General features: G+C 39.1%; 10 protein-coding genes. 4 read left to right on the forward strand and 6 right to left on the reverse strand.

The window, feature by feature from the left end; all coding sequences use genetic code 11:
* Positions 1–8: 8 nt before the first annotated feature.
* From ACLHG9_RS01770 to ACLHG9_RS01795, 6 genes are all read right to left on the reverse strand, one after another.
* Positions 9–890 carry an ORF6N domain-containing protein gene (locus ACLHG9_RS01770; RefSeq protein ID WP_410219808.1) on the reverse strand — a complete coding sequence of 294 codons (882 nt, stop codon included), beginning with the start codon at positions 888–890 and terminating at the stop codon, positions 9–11.
* Positions 880–2,976, reverse strand: a complete 2,097-nt coding sequence (locus tag ACLHG9_RS01775; protein WP_409965952.1) for a type IA DNA topoisomerase — start codon at positions 2,974–2,976, stop codon at positions 880–882. Before ACLHG9_RS01775 ends, ACLHG9_RS01770 begins: the two co-directional genes overlap by 11 nt.
* Positions 2,977–2,982: 6 nt before the next feature.
* Positions 2,983–4,443: a DUF3945 domain-containing protein gene (locus ACLHG9_RS01780; RefSeq protein WP_409965951.1), complete on the reverse strand. Its 1,461-nt coding sequence runs from the start codon at positions 4,441–4,443 to the stop codon at positions 2,983–2,985.
* Between the two features lie 99 nt (positions 4,444–4,542).
* The gene (locus tag ACLHG9_RS01785; RefSeq protein WP_409965950.1) at positions 4,543–4,824 is read right to left on the reverse strand and encodes a helix-turn-helix domain-containing protein; all 282 of its coding nucleotides are present in this window, start codon (positions 4,822–4,824) and stop codon (positions 4,543–4,545) included.
* 25 nt (positions 4,825–4,849) lie between these two features.
* On the reverse strand, positions 4,850–5,203 hold the full coding sequence (locus tag ACLHG9_RS01790; RefSeq protein WP_409965949.1) for a helix-turn-helix domain-containing protein: 354 nt from the start codon (positions 5,201–5,203) through the stop codon (positions 4,850–4,852).
* A 272-nt stretch (positions 5,204–5,475) separates the two neighbouring features.
* Positions 5,476–6,321 carry an RteC domain-containing protein gene (locus ACLHG9_RS01795; protein ID WP_410219809.1) on the reverse strand — a complete coding sequence of 282 codons (846 nt, stop codon included), beginning with the start codon at positions 6,319–6,321 and terminating at the stop codon, positions 5,476–5,478.
* A 398-nt stretch (positions 6,322–6,719) separates the two neighbouring features.
* Here ACLHG9_RS01795 and ACLHG9_RS01800 point away from each other — a divergent pair, with 398 nt between their 5' ends.
* From ACLHG9_RS01800 to ACLHG9_RS01815, 4 genes are all read left to right on the forward strand, one after another.
* Complete coding sequence (locus tag ACLHG9_RS01800; RefSeq protein WP_410219810.1) at positions 6,720–7,946, forward strand: FecR family protein; 1,227 nt, start codon at positions 6,720–6,722, stop codon at positions 7,944–7,946.
* Between the two features lie 326 nt (positions 7,947–8,272).
* Positions 8,273–11,911 (forward strand): SusC/RagA family TonB-linked outer membrane protein, encoded by a 3,639-nt coding sequence (locus tag ACLHG9_RS01805; RefSeq protein ID WP_410219811.1) that lies wholly within the window; start codon positions 8,273–8,275, stop codon positions 11,909–11,911.
* An 18-nt stretch (positions 11,912–11,929) separates the two neighbouring features.
* Entirely contained in the window at positions 11,930–13,447 is a 1,518-nt protein-coding gene (locus ACLHG9_RS01810) for a RagB/SusD family nutrient uptake outer membrane protein (protein ID WP_410219812.1), read from the forward strand.
* 19 nt (positions 13,448–13,466) lie between these two features.
* Positions 13,467–14,882 (forward strand): substrate import-associated zinc metallohydrolase lipoprotein, encoded by a 1,416-nt coding sequence (locus ACLHG9_RS01815; protein WP_410219813.1) that lies wholly within the window; start codon positions 13,467–13,469, stop codon positions 14,880–14,882.

The following is a 14,882-nucleotide window of genomic DNA, read 5'->3' on the forward strand; positions in this document are numbered from 1 at the left end:
GTTTTGTTTTATGGAGTGTTCAGGATTTGAAGCATTCTACCAACCTCTATATCCATTCGTGAAAAGGCAAACCATTTCTTACCCAAGTCTTTGAGTGATGCTCCGATATGGTACAGTTCCGTACCGTCAATAATCAAAAATCGGTCGTGTGAATCGGAGAAAATCTTTACTTCGATATGCAAATATTGGCTGTTGTAACGTTGCAGGTCTAACCGTAACTGATTGCTGATACTTTTGGTATAGATTGTTGCGGTTACATTTGTATTACGTTTACCCAATAAGGTCAGTACGGTATCGTCCACGTAATTATCCAGCAGGATAATGGAACTTTCGGCATTTCTGATTATATCCGATACAAATGTATAAGCATCAAAGACCTGACCATTATAGAAAATGCCTTTGTCACTTTGGAGCTTGTCGCTTTCCAAAGCCTTAAAAATTTCCTCAATCTTTTGGTCGGCTTGCAATTGTTTCAGCTCAATTTTATCCAAACGATGAAACAAAGCCGCATTGCTGATAAGCATTTTCCGCATTTCTACAAACGCATCCATAATTTCAATGCTGACCTTTACAGCCACATCGGAGCGAAGCACTGCGGATAGCATCGCTATCCCTTGTTCGCCGAAAACGTAGGGCAGGTAACGTCTTCCGCCTCGCCCTACGTTTGAGGTTCCAATTTGGAACCTCAAAAATTCGGCTTCCTCATCGGTCAATTGAAAACAGAATTTCTCGGGAAACCGCTCTATATTCCGTTTTACCGCTTTGTTCAGTATTTTGGTTTCCACCTGATATAAGGCAGCGAGGTCGCTGTCAAGCATCACTTGTCTGCCACGTATGGTATAAATCAGATTTCTGATTTCTTGTGGAACAATAGTCGGCTTATTTTCCATTGCGTTTATTGCTTTTGTTTTTCTCAAACTCAAAGGAGGTTTTGCAGTCAGCATCCAACACAATGTAGGCATCGAATTTCTTTCCGGATTTGCTGGTCATTCCTTTGATGAGTGAAGTTTTACCCTTATTCACAAGATTTTCAATATCGGATACTCTAACTTGTACACCACACACATTGCGGAACTGTACCCAACTGCAAACTTCATCGGGGCATTTAACAATCTTATCACGGATAATCAAATGTTGGCTTTTGCATTTCGGGCAGGTAAGTTTTGACAGGTTCGTATTGGCAATGGAAGTCTGCAACAGTTCATCGGTAATAGATGAAGCATAAGTTTCCATTTCCTTTTGGAACGCACTCGCATCGCCTTCGTTATTTTCAATTTTTTGCAAAGCCAATTCCCATTCGGCGGTCATAGAAACGTCTGCAATCTTACGTTCTTTGACGAGTTCATATACCTGCAAACCTTTTTCAGTAGGGATTAAGGATTTCTTTTCCCTTTTGATATAACTTCGTGTAAACAGGGTTTCAATGATTGATGCCCTTGTAGCCGGAGTGCCGATACCAATATTTTGCAAGGCTTTCCGCTCGTCCTCGTTTTCTATATCCTTTCCGGCAGTTTCCATTGCCGACAAAAGTCCGGACTCGGTATAAAGCACAGGCGGTTTGGTTTTCTTTTCCAGAACGGCAGCTTCCTTTATTTTGAGTTCATCGCCCTTTTTCAGGTCGGGCAAATCCTGTATCGGTTCGATATCATCGTCCGTGAAACTGCCTTTGATAGAACGCCAGCCCGGTTCCGTAACCTTACATCCTTTTGCCGCAAAATCGTAATGCAATGCCTGTAAACCAACATCGGTAATCTCTTTGATGCAGGATTGTGAAAGGGCTTCGAGCAACCGAAAGGCAATCATATCATAAACCGCATTTTCCTTTACGTTCAGAGCTGACGGAATTTTATCCGTAATCAACAAACCGTGGTGGTCGGTAACTCGTAAATCGTTTACGATACGTTTATTGAAGCGCCCCCATTTCATTTTGGTTACGGCTTGCTTGCAGGTTTCCCGGTCCTGCAAAGCCCTTACAAGGTTGGGGATTTCCGCCCACATATCTTCGGGTATGTATTTGCTTCCGGTGCGGGGATAAGTAATAAATTTCTTTTCATATAAGTTTTGGGCAATATTGAGTGTTTCTTCGGCGGAAAGGTTGAGCTTTTTGTTGGCTTCTTTTTGCAGACCTGTCAGGTCAAACAATAATGGCGGTTGCTCTGTAACGACTTTGGTTGCTACCGATGTAACGGTAATCGTATTCCCGTTCCTTTCAATAGACCTGAGCGTATCTTCTGCCTGCCTTTGGTCGTCCCATTTGGTTTTGGAAAGGCTTCTAAAATCAATGAACTCTTTGTTATGTAATAGCTGTATCTGCCAATATTGTTTTATCGAAAAGTTTTTGTTTTCCAGATAGCGTTTGCAAATCAAAGCGAGTGTAGGTGTTTGCACCCTGCCGAGTGAATACACGCCGTTTCCTGCGGCAATGGATAAAGCCTGTGTAGCATTGATGCCTACGAGCCAATCGGCACGGCTTCTGCCTTGTGCAGCCTGGTACAATCCGTCAAATTCCTTTCCGTCTTTCAGGTTGTCAAATCCCTGCTTGATGGCTTTTTCGGTGAGCGAGCTTATCCAAAGGCGTTCAAAGGGCTTGTTACATTTCAGGTGTTCGTAGATATAGCGAAATATCAATTCGCCCTCACGTCCTGCATCAGTTGCTACAATAATGCTATCGCTTTTATTGAATAGTTCTTTGATGACTTTCAGTTGCTTTAATGCACCTGCATCGGCTGTATAGCCTTTGTCTTTTTTGACTTTCCGAACGGTCAGCAAAAAAGGGTTTGGCAATATCGGCAAGGCTGATTTATCAAATCCAGATATGCCGTAATCTTCGGGCATTCCCAACCCGATAAGGTGACCGAATGCCCAGGTAACAAAATAGCCGTTGCCCGTCAGGTAGCCATCTTTCTTTTCAGATGCTCCCAACAGGCTGGCTATTTCTCTTGCTACGCTTGGTTTTTCTGCAATGATTGTTTTCATACTATTTTACATTTTTCTGCCTTTGGACTTTGCAGGTGCTTTTGGCTTTTCTTGTTGTTCCTGCTGCTTTTTGTCTTTCGGGGTTTGCTGACCAGTCTTCAAAGGCTCTTTGATATTCTTGGTTGCTTCGTTGGTCTTGCCCTCAGAATTGACGGCGGTCTGCGTTTTGTTGGCTTCGGTCGGTTTCGCCTGCTCTTTGAGCTTGTTCGGGTTTTGAAAGGAGAATTCCGTTCTATTAGTATCCTTATTGAGCGTGATATAGCCCTGGTATTTCTGACCTTTCTTATCTACCAAACCATCAACATAGACGGTTTGCCCGGCTTTGAACTTATCGTATTGTTCATCATTGAGTTCCTTGCCCCTGAAAGTTCTCGGAATTTCATTGGATTGGCGTTGTTGGTTATTTTGCAGGTTGCTTTGCGACTGCCGATTATTGTTGCTTCTGTCAAACAGGAACTCTACATAACGTTTGTCCGCATTGAACTGTACAGTTGCGGAAAATTCCTTGCCTTTCGTGGAAGTCATCCCATCCAAATAGAGCGGTTTGCCCTCCATCAAGGTTTGCTTTTGCTGGTCATTCAGCTTCACACCCTTAATCTCATTGGGAATCTTGATGAAATCTGTCTTTAATGCAATCAGCTCATTGGTCAGCCTGTCCACGCTGACAATGGACGGCATCATTTCCCCTGTTTTGGTGTTTTTCAAATCCACAATGCGTCCCATATTGCCTGTTTGGAGTAAGTTTTTCTTATCCTCATCGGTAAACTTGTGTCCGAAAAATTCCATATTCAGGTTAGGTTCCCTGCGTACACCATGTATTGCCGCCACGACCTTACCGTTTTCGGCAAGCTGTAATGACAATCGTGCATCTGTACGGACAATGGCAGTGTCAAGGTTTACACCGATAGGCACAAGCTCATTGGTTTTGTACCCCCTCAATAAAGGGTCGAGCAGGTTTCTTTTTTCCAGGTACTCCTTGCTTAATCCAATATTGTTCATTGTTTCCCAATCAATCTGTTCCGGCTTGAAGCGGTATTCGCTTGTTTCCGGTGTCTGTGTTGTTTCCATATCTTTTTTGTTTTCTTGTTTTTGTTCTTGCGGGGTTTCCGGTTTTACCTCGTGTTCTTTCATCACTTTTTCACCTTCGGAAGTCGGATTATCTACCTGCGTCTGAAATTCCTTTGCTTTATTTACGGCCTCGTCAGCCGGAACCTTGAAAAATGAGAACTGCGTGGGATCTTTCAACTGTCTCCAAAAATTGGATAGAAAATTGGAAATGAAATCACCGTGTTTGTCCACGCGCATGAACTGGCTTTGATTCTTTTTCGTGGGATCAACAGTTTCCATTTTCCCGTTTTCATCAATGCTCTTTACGGCTTGTATTTTCATTTTTTCTTTATCCAGCACCAGCAATATGTCCGAAAGTTGTTCGGGCATTTCCTGCTTGTTTGTTGTTTCTTCGCTCATAATCTTGAAAATTTAAAGTTTACCGCCGAAAGTAGCGGAAGCGTACACTTTATAACCTGAAGTGGAACTCAGAGGCAGCGTTTGGCGTTCATTGGCTTTCTATCTGTTGAAACTTTCCCTGATGAATTGGTGTACATCGGATAGTTTGTAATACAATTTTCCGCTTATCGTATAATAAGGTAGCTTACCGATAGAACGATACCGTTGCAGAGAACGGTTGCTGATTTTCAGCATTTGTAATAAATCCTGGTTGTCGAGCAGTACCTCTCCGTCAATGCTGTTGTGTTTCTTTTTCAGTTCTTCAATATGTTCGCTAAGCATATCAAAGCGGATCATTATGCGTTCCATCCACGCCAAAAAATCCATTCTGTCAATATTCATAGGATATACATTTGAGGGTTCATATCTATTTTTTGCCTGTGTTCAGCTTTCTGCCTTTTCCTATATAGCTCTTGCCTTTTGTCATAAGTTCCTGTACATATTCGTCACTGCTCTGTATAGCATTGGCATTGAGCATATCCTTGATAGCACCGATGGTATAGAAGTATTGACCATATATTTTTGAATAAGATATCTCACCTTTGGTACGCATACGCCACAATGTTTTTTCACTTATGTGGAGGTATTGGCATACTTCATGGTTATTGAGCCACAGGTCGTCATAACTGTTATTCTCTAATCTTTTCAGGTAGTCACTGATTGCATTAATACGGGCATTCAGTTGTTGCCACGCTTCTTCTTCAATTGTTATAATCTTCATTGCACAAGTATTTAATATTCACTGTGCAAAGTTGCCAAGAGTGGCAGAGTTTGTCCGCCAACCCTCGCCAATTGGTTTTGCAGTTTTTTGAAGATTTTTGCAATTCGTGTAAACTCTTATGGACTAAGAGTTTTGTTGAAATCGGATAAAAAAAGGTGTGGAAATAGGTTGGCTTTGCCAATTGGCAGACATGGGCAAAGCGTGAAAAACGAGGCAAAAATAAGCAGTACACGAAAGGGTACTGCTCCTGATGTATGATGATTTACCCGGAATTAAAGGTCTTTGTCCATATATTCTTCCAATGAGATTTTAAGCTGGTCTAAAAATGCCGTTCGGGAACCACTTCGGGTTTTCATTCTGTGAAAGGCGTGATGAATATCGTTCAATGGCGTTCGGAATAGCACTTGAAAAATCAAAGCCAATTGCCGGATGCCTATATTGCCGTGGGAAACAGAACTGGAAGCATACAGGGCGTAAATCAGTTCAATAAGTGCATTTTGTGAATTAGTCCACGAAATATCTTTGTTGGTCTTTCCGCCTACCAAGACCATGTCGGGGTTTTCTTCGGGATTGACTTTGTTCAGCAAATAGGTATAGAGCAATTCATTGGCAACGATACGGGCTATCTTATTGTCATAATAGGTGGAGAAACTAAGGTCAATTTCAAACACAGCACTCTTTAAGCCATCGTGGTAATTGATTTGTCCGAGCCTGAAATAAAGATGGTCACGGTCTGTCCTTCCCGCACGGTAATACCTGTAAAAATCCCCATCGCAAATACATTCCATATATTCCGCTTGTAGGGCTTTGAACTGGTTTTCATAATAGTTTTGGTGTAATGTACCATTGTTGACAGGGCAGGTGGTTTCTATGCGGAAGACCTTATTATAGAAAATGAGTTTGCCCAAAATCTGAGATTTGATGTTCTTGAAAAAGTCTATTTCCTGCTGCTCATTTTTAAAACCGTCCTGCGTGACTTGCGATTTTAAAGCACCCAGCATTTCATTCAGAAACAAGGTCATTTGGTAAGCCTCTTCCGCCGGTCGCATCATTTGGGAAGTAAGTTTGTCTTTCTGACGGCGGATTTGCGATAATATTTTACTCAACACGATTTCCATAGCCTTATAATTTTAGACATTGCTACTTTTCGGAGCTACATCTGTGGTTGCTATGTCAAAATTTGGAAATACTTCTGAATTTAATTTCACAGGTTTCCCCCAGTGTGGGAATTTTTTCTGTTTTTATTTGTAAGAACGGACTTAAAAAAAGGGCAAAGCAGAACACCTGCTTTACCCTTTAATTTATTATATTTGCATTAATGATTTACAAGGTAATCAGATGAAAGTAAGTGCAGTAAGCACCATTACTAAATCGTTACCGATAGAGTTTCCCACTCTTGTAAACTACTCTTATTGAACCTATTTAGGTTAAACTAATCTTAAAAAAAAAAAAACAAAAAAATAATTAGGGGTTTTTTCAAATACGTTTGTCTTAGAAATACAACTAAACAAACGACATGACAGACAAACCAGAAATACTGGAGTTGATTGCTAGATATTTGGACAATCCTGAAGATTTAGACTGCAAATCGCAGGTTGACAGTTATATAAAACAATCAGCAGAAAATGAAGCCTTCTTTAAAGAAATAGAGAAAGTATGGCTTTTGTCAGGTCAGTCTACTATTTTGGCTTCAATAGATCAAAATAGAGCAGCATTAAAGCTTCAAAAACGTTTATCCGAAATTCCTCAAGATAAAACAACTAAAAAAGCTAAACTTCGTTTTACAAAATTAACCCGTTGGGCAGCGGCAGCTATAATTATAGCAGTGGCTACCACAGCTTATTTCTATAATACTGGAGGTATTTTAGGGAGAAAAATAAGGCCCTATGCTTCCGATGCTTTGCCGGGCAGTAATAAAGCCGTGCTGGTATTGGCAAATGGGCGTAAAGTATCGCTTACTGATATTAATAATGGTGATGTACTGAAAGAAGCAGGACTATCAATCACAAAAACTTCGGATGGCCAGTTAGTTTATACGGTTTCTGATATAGCGGCTGATAAAGGAAATAATAGCAACCTAAATAATGCCTTAAATACCATAGAAACCCCTAAAGGCGGAATGTGGGAAGTGAAGCTGCCAGATGGTTCGTCGGTATGGTTAAATGCAGCTTCTTCATTAACCTATCCTTTATCTTTTTCTAAAGGTCAAAAACGTATGGTAGAACTCAAAGGAGAAGCCTATTTTGAAGTGAAAGAAGATAAACTTCATCCTTTTGTAGTGAAAACGGTTAAGCAGGAAGTAGAAGTTTTAGGTACGCATTTCAATATCAATGCTTATACTGATGAAACTACTGTAAAAACAACACTTTTAGAGGGCAGTGTAAAAGTTGCTTCTTATCAGGCAGAGCATGAACCCGAAATATTAAAACCAGGAGAGCAATCTATATTAACCGCAAAAGGTTTTGACATTAAGCAGGTTGACGTAGATGAAGCAATAGACTGGAAGAATGGTTACTTTATGTTTAACAATGAGAAACAGGAAAGTATCATGAGAAAAATTGCCAGATGGTACAATGTACAAGTAGAATATGCCAACCCGAGCGCTAAGGAGGTAACCTATTACGGTAGCATCAGCCGTTTTGAAAATGTATCTAAAGTATTGAGAAAATTTGAGCAGACTGGCGAAGTAAGATTTGAAATAAATAACAATAAAATAACCGTATATAAAGAAGACAATGAATAAAAGGTTCTAACCAAGCCTGTCTTCTTTGTAAAAGAAAATATCAACTAACCAAAAAACTAATTAATATGAAAAAATCGCATCAGACTTAAACCATCCTCTATTCGAATACAAAAAGAGGTGCTCGTAACACCCCTTTTATGTATCTGTTTATCGTTCCTAAAATATTGGCGTATCTCTAGGAAACAATTATTGAATTAACTGCGAAAACTTAATTGATGTATGATCAATTAAGATTCGCCTATAAAAAAACAGACTATCAAATGTATAGAAATTATACCAAAATTCTATGTAGGCATTTTGGGTACCTACCAAAATTTTTACTCATCATGAAATTAGTTACAGTCATATTGCTCGTTTCCTTTCTTCAGGTAAGCGCAGCCTCATTTGGGCAGCTGGTAACTATAAAAGAAAAGAAAGCAACTCTGGAAAAAGTTATTAAAGAAATTAAAAGACAAGCGGGTTACGATGTCTTATTATCAACAGATAAGATGAAAAGTAACACCGTTGTTAATGCGGGCTTTAGTAATGTATCTGTAGAAGGCATAATGGATAAAATCCTTGCCGGAAAAGATTTAACTTATACTATTGAAGACAAAACTATCCTGATCAAACCCAAAGAAAAAACGATCATTGACAAGATTATCGATTATTTCTCGGTTGTAAAAGTAATGGGGACGGTAAAGGATAAAAAGGATGGTTTACCCATGCCTGGTGTTAGTGTAACCATAAAGGGAACTACGCAAACTGTAGTAACCAATGAAAAAGGCGAATACCAGATTACAGCTCCGGAAGATGCTATTTTAATTTATAGATACATTGGTTACAAGACGGTTGAAGTTAATGTTAATAACAGAACCAGAATAGATATTACTATTGAAGAAGACGCCTCCCAGTTAAAGGAGGTTAATGTGGTTTCTACAGGTTATCAGAATCTGGACAGAAAGTTGTTTACAGGTTCTACATCCAAGATCAATGCAAAAGATGCGGAGCGAAATGGTATTCCTGATGTAAGCCGTATGTTAGAAGGACAGGCTGCAGGAGTTTCAGTTCAAAACGTTTCGGGTACTTTTGGTGCAGCACCAAAGATCCGTGTCCGTGGAGCTACCTCATTATCCGGAGACAATAAACCTTTATGGGTAGTTGATGGGATTATTTTAGAAGATGTGGTAAACATTTCTAACGAAGCTCTTTCAACTGGTGACGCAAATACACTCTTGGGTTCTTCTGTAGCAGGGTTGAATCCTAATGATATCGAATCTTTCAATATTCTGAAAGATGCCGCGGCTACAGCTATGTATGGAGCAAGGGCTATGAATGGAGTTGTGATCGTTACTACAAAGAAAGGTAGAAACACAGAAGGCATGACCAATCTTAACTATTCGGGCACCTTTACAACATACCTCAAACCTACTTACGATAATTTTGATATTATGAATTCGGCAGAACAAATGTCTGTTTTGCTTGAATTAGAAAACAAAGGTTATCTAAATCATAGCTCAATGGCTAATTCTTCAACAGGAGGTATTTTTACAAAGATGTACAATTTGATGTACGATTATGATCCGGCAAGCGATTCTTTTGCATTAAAAAATACCACTCAAAGCAGGCTGAACTTTTTAGAACGCTATGCAAAAGCCAATACCGATTGGTTTGATGTATTGTTCAAAAATTCTTTACTGCAAGAACATTCATTAAGTGCCACCTCGGGTACGGCAAAATCACAATCTTACTTTTCTACCAGTTTCACATCCGATAATGGCCAAACCATGGGTGACAAAGTGAAAAGATTTACCGGAAATGTAAGGCACAACGTTAAATTTAGTGATAAACTGAGCATGGAACTGTTGATGAACGGATCTATCCGCGATCAAAGGGCCCCAGGTACCCTGACACGTAAATCAGATGCAGTATATGGGTCTTACTCCAGAGATTTTGATATTAACCCTTATTCTTATGCGTTAAATACCAGCCGTTTAATTACACCATATGATCAAAATGGAGATTTAGAGTTTTTTACGCGTAATTATGCCCCTTTTAACATTATAAATGAGTTACAAAGCAACTATTTGACACTGCGTTTGCTCGATATCAAAATTCAGGGTGGATTAAAGTATGAGGTCATTCCTAAACTAGTGTATTCTGTTGATGGAGCTTACCGCTATGCAGCTTCTGAGCGTAACCATTATGCACTGGAAAATTCTAACATGGTTTCTGCTTTTCGTGCCAATGGAACTACTATTGTAAACAGCAACAATGATTTCTTATACAAAGACCCTGATAATCCGGCACAACCTGCTTTTGTAGTGTTACCTAAAGGAGGTTTTTACAATACTACGCTTAACAATATCAAAAACTACTATTTCAGACAAAATCTGGAGTACGATAAGACTTTTGCCAGTAAACACCGCCTAAATGTGTTTGGCTCTATGGAGGTACGTTATACTGACAGGCAAAACTCTAGCTACGATGGGGTGGGTTATCAATATGAAAACGGAGGCTTAGTTAACCCAAGTTATTTGTATTTCAAAAAAATAGCAGAAGCGGGAACGCCTTATTTTAGTATGTACTATAATAACGAACGAAACGTAGCCTTTATGAGCCGTGCTGCTTATAGTTATGATGGAAAATATTCTTTAAATGCTACTTTCAGATATGATGGTTCTAACAGAATGGGTTCTTCTAGAGCTGTGAGATGGTTACCAACCTGGAATGTATCGGGAGCATGGAACATAGATCAGGAATCATATTATCCTAAAAATAATATCTTAAGCTCAGCTCGTGTAAGAGCTACTTATGGTTTAGTTGCCAATATGGGCGATGCTTCTAACTCATCAACTTTATATTATAACCGTATTACTTACCGTCCTTATGATAATGAGAAAGAAACAGCGGTTTACATTTCAAGCCTGGCTAACAGTGAACTAACCTGGGAAAAATTATATGAGTTAAATGTGGGAGCTGATTTGGGATTGTTTAAAGACAAAATCAACGTTACTGTTGATTATTACAAACGTAACATTTTTGACTTATTGGGCGATCTTAAAACCTCTGGCGTTGGCGGACAAAATACCAAATATGCCAACTATGGTAAAATGAAAGCACAAGGATTTGAGCTTACCGTTGCTGGTAACCCTATCAATGTACCAAATGGGTTTAAATGGAGAACTCAATTAAATTTTGCCCACAATACCAATGAGGTAACGCAATTAGATGTAAACCCTAATATCTGGGCTTTGGTACGTGCAGAGGGAGCGCCAATGAAAGGGTATGCGCAACGAGGATTGTTTTCGGTAGTGTTTGATGGCTTAGATCCAAATTATGGTTATCCAACTTTTATAGGTACCGATGGCACAAGGCATGAGCCTTATATTTATTTCCAGAATACTACAGATGTTAAATATTTGAAATATCATGGCCCGGTAGATCCAACTTTTACAGGAGGATTTTATAACCAGCTCGCGTACAAAAACTTTACACTTTCTGCTCTATTTACGTTTGCTACAGGCAATTTTGTACGCTTACAACCTACTTACGCCCCTTCATATAGCGACCTGAATTCTATGTCAAAAGAGATGGCAAACAGATGGGTAATGCCGGGTGATGAAAAATACACCAATATTCCGGCTCTTCTTGATGCATTTACCATGACCAATAGGATATATAGGGTAAATGGAACTACAACTGATGCCAGATATGCTTATAATGCTTATAACTATTCTGATCAGCGTGTAGCAAAAGGTGATTTTGTAAGATTAAAAAATGTATCGTTAGCTTATCAGATACCTCAAAAAATATCTTCTAAGTTTAAAATGTCAAATGTTCAGCTCTCATTATCGGGAAATAATATTGCTTTATTATATGCTGATAAAAAGCTAAATGGTGCCGATCCTGAATTTTTCAATAACGGAGGGGTAGCTATGCCTGTACCAAAGCAATACACATTATCAATTAAGGCAAATTTTTAATCATTAACCCAGAGCATAATGAAAAATAGATCAATTAAAATAGGAATATTAAGCTTGGGCTTAGGAATGGTGTTCTTTAGCATCGGCTGTAAAAAATTTTTAGACGAAAATCCGGATAGACGTACGGAAATCAATACCATAGATAAATTATCACAACTGCTTGTAAGTGCTTATCCAGACAGGCATTATTTTACCTTTGCAGAAACTGCTTCAGATAATGCAGAAGATAAAAGCGGCCCGCTGGCATTAGAGAACAATGAGCCTTTCATTAGCCTCTATAATTGGAATGTACCCGAAGGAAGTGATAATGGTACACCGGCCGAATACTGGAATGCCTGTTATCGTGCCATATCAAATGCTAATCAGGCTTTACAATCCATAGAGCAAAACAATTTTGGTGCGGCTGCAAACCAGTATAAAGGCGAGGCCTTGGTTGCCAGAGCTTATGCAGAATTTATGCTGGTAACTTTCTTTTCCGATCCATATGAAATAAAAGGCGCTAACAGTGGCATGGGAGTGCCTTATCCATTGGTGCCTGAAACCACTACCAGACCTACTTATGAAAGAGGAACCGTGGCTTCAACTTATGCGCAGATCAGAAAAGATCTGGAAGAAGGACTGCCGCTATTAAAAGGCTCTACCTATCTTGTACCACATTATCATTTTACAGAACAAGCCGCAAAAGCTTTTGCTTCCAGATTTTATCTGTTTACCGGAGAGTGGAACAAGGTAGTTACCAATGTAAATGAAATTTATACCGATGGTAATTTTAAAACTAAGATCCGTCAATATACAGGAGAATTATATCCACTTTCTTACGATGAGCATCGTATAGCCTATACAAAAGCAGAAAAATCATGGAATTTATTACTGGCAAGCACATATTCAACCTATCAGAGAGGTAAGGGCGGAGCTGGTTATGCCAGATATAGTTTTGGCGAGACTGTTAAAAATTATTATGCGGCAAATACAGTGTTCGGTGCCCCATTTAGAAACAGGTATGGTATCTATTCTTCATCGCCGCCAAATTACACTACCAATAAGTTTAACGAATATTTTTATGTAACCAATATACAGGCCAATACCGGAAGACCCTATATCATGGCTCCGATTTTAACTGCTGATGAAGCTTTGCTGAACAGAGCTGAAGCCTATATCCGCCTGGCTAAAGAAACATCAGATGCGAGTTATTATACGCTGGCCATTAATGATCTAAACGATTTTGCAAGTACCCGTATTGTAAACTATTCGCAGGCAACTCATGGCCTTACCATAGCTAAAGCTAAAACATATTTTAATGTAACGGATGACTATGAAGCCATGATACAGGCTTTATTACAAACTAAGCGTATTGCTTTTATGCAGGAGGGAATAAGATGGATGGATATTTTGAGGCATAAGCTAACAGTTAAGCATAATTTTATAGCAACTGATGGTACAGAAACTTTTAAGCCGCTTGCTCCTGGAGATAAAAGAAGAGTATTTCAAATTCCTCAAGATGCCATTAATGCAGGTATAACCCCTAATCCAAGATAACTTAAATATAGTAGAGATCATGAAAAAAATATTCTTATACATCATAGCAATAACGCTAACGCTTTCTGCTTGTAAAAAGAAAGAAGCCCTGGATGTGGATATGAGCAAGTATAATACAGACTTTAATGTCGAAAATAACTTGGACCGTTGGATTGCGACAAATATTACCACTCCATATAACATAGAAATTATTTATCGTTTTAACAGAAATCTTACCGATGTATCTAAAGATATATCACCTGTTGATATTGATAAAGTGCAGCCAGTATTAGAAGCTGTACTTAATAATTACCTTAAGCCTTACGAGAAGGTTGCAGGTAAGGCTTTTATTAAGACCCTATGCCCAAAACAGTATGTGCTTTATGGTTCAGTATCTTACAATTCTAACGGCTCAGTACAGCTGGCTACAGCCGAAGGTGGCCGCAAAGTGGTATTTTACGATGTAAATAATTTTAAAATAACCGATCTGGAAAGTGAAAGTGGTGTGAGGCGGAAAATCAGAACCATGCACCATGAGTTTACCCACATTTTAAACCAAAATGTGATCATCCCACCTGAGTTTTCTGAAATAACTAAGGCAGATTACTATTCTGACTGGACCAATGCTACCCAAAATTCGGCAGAGATTGCAAAATCACTGGGTTTTGTAAGCCGTTATGCCAGAATGGTATATACTGAAGATTTTGCTGAAATGACTGCTCACTTATTGGTAATGGGGCAGGTTTGGTTTAATAATTATGTGATATCGGCACCTGTAGACGCGCAAAAGAAACTGCGTAGAAAAGAAGAACTGGTAGTACAATACTTCCAGGATGCTTTTGGTATCAACTTCAGAACTTTACAGGCCGAAGTACAAAACGCGTTGAAAACCATTTATGGAGCACAAGATCCTGTAGATTTATCACAGACTTTCCAAACTTGGTTAGCTCAGAACAAAGTAAATACGCTTACTTATGATCCGGCTGCGGCACATTATACCACTTATGGCAAGTCTGCTTCTTTCACAACCATGTTTACTAACTATACAACATTGGCAGGAAGTATGTCTAATGCGAACAAAATTCGCACAATGACCTTAACTTTCCCAAGTGCAACTATGATGACATTGAACGTAACCTTTACTCAAGGAACAGGCACAACCGTTTATACTGCATCATATGATTTTGATATGATTGTTAATGCACCTGCAAATGAGATTACATTTGCGAAGAGAAATCCTGATCCGACAACTTCGGCCTATAATAATGGAAAACTGTCAGGAATGCTCTCCGGTTTTGAGACTTATCTGTTACCATTTTTTACGAACCGTGTGTTCGTTGCAGATTTCTTACCGGCAACTCTTCCAAGTACAAGTCCATTATATAAAACTTTTGCAGGCTTTTCAGAGAAAGGTAATCCTTCTAATTATTTCTACGGACCAATAGTATTAAAATAA

The organism is Pedobacter sp. (assembly GCF_046462515.1).
Classification (GTDB): Bacteria; Bacteroidota; Bacteroidia; order Sphingobacteriales; family Sphingobacteriaceae; genus Pedobacter.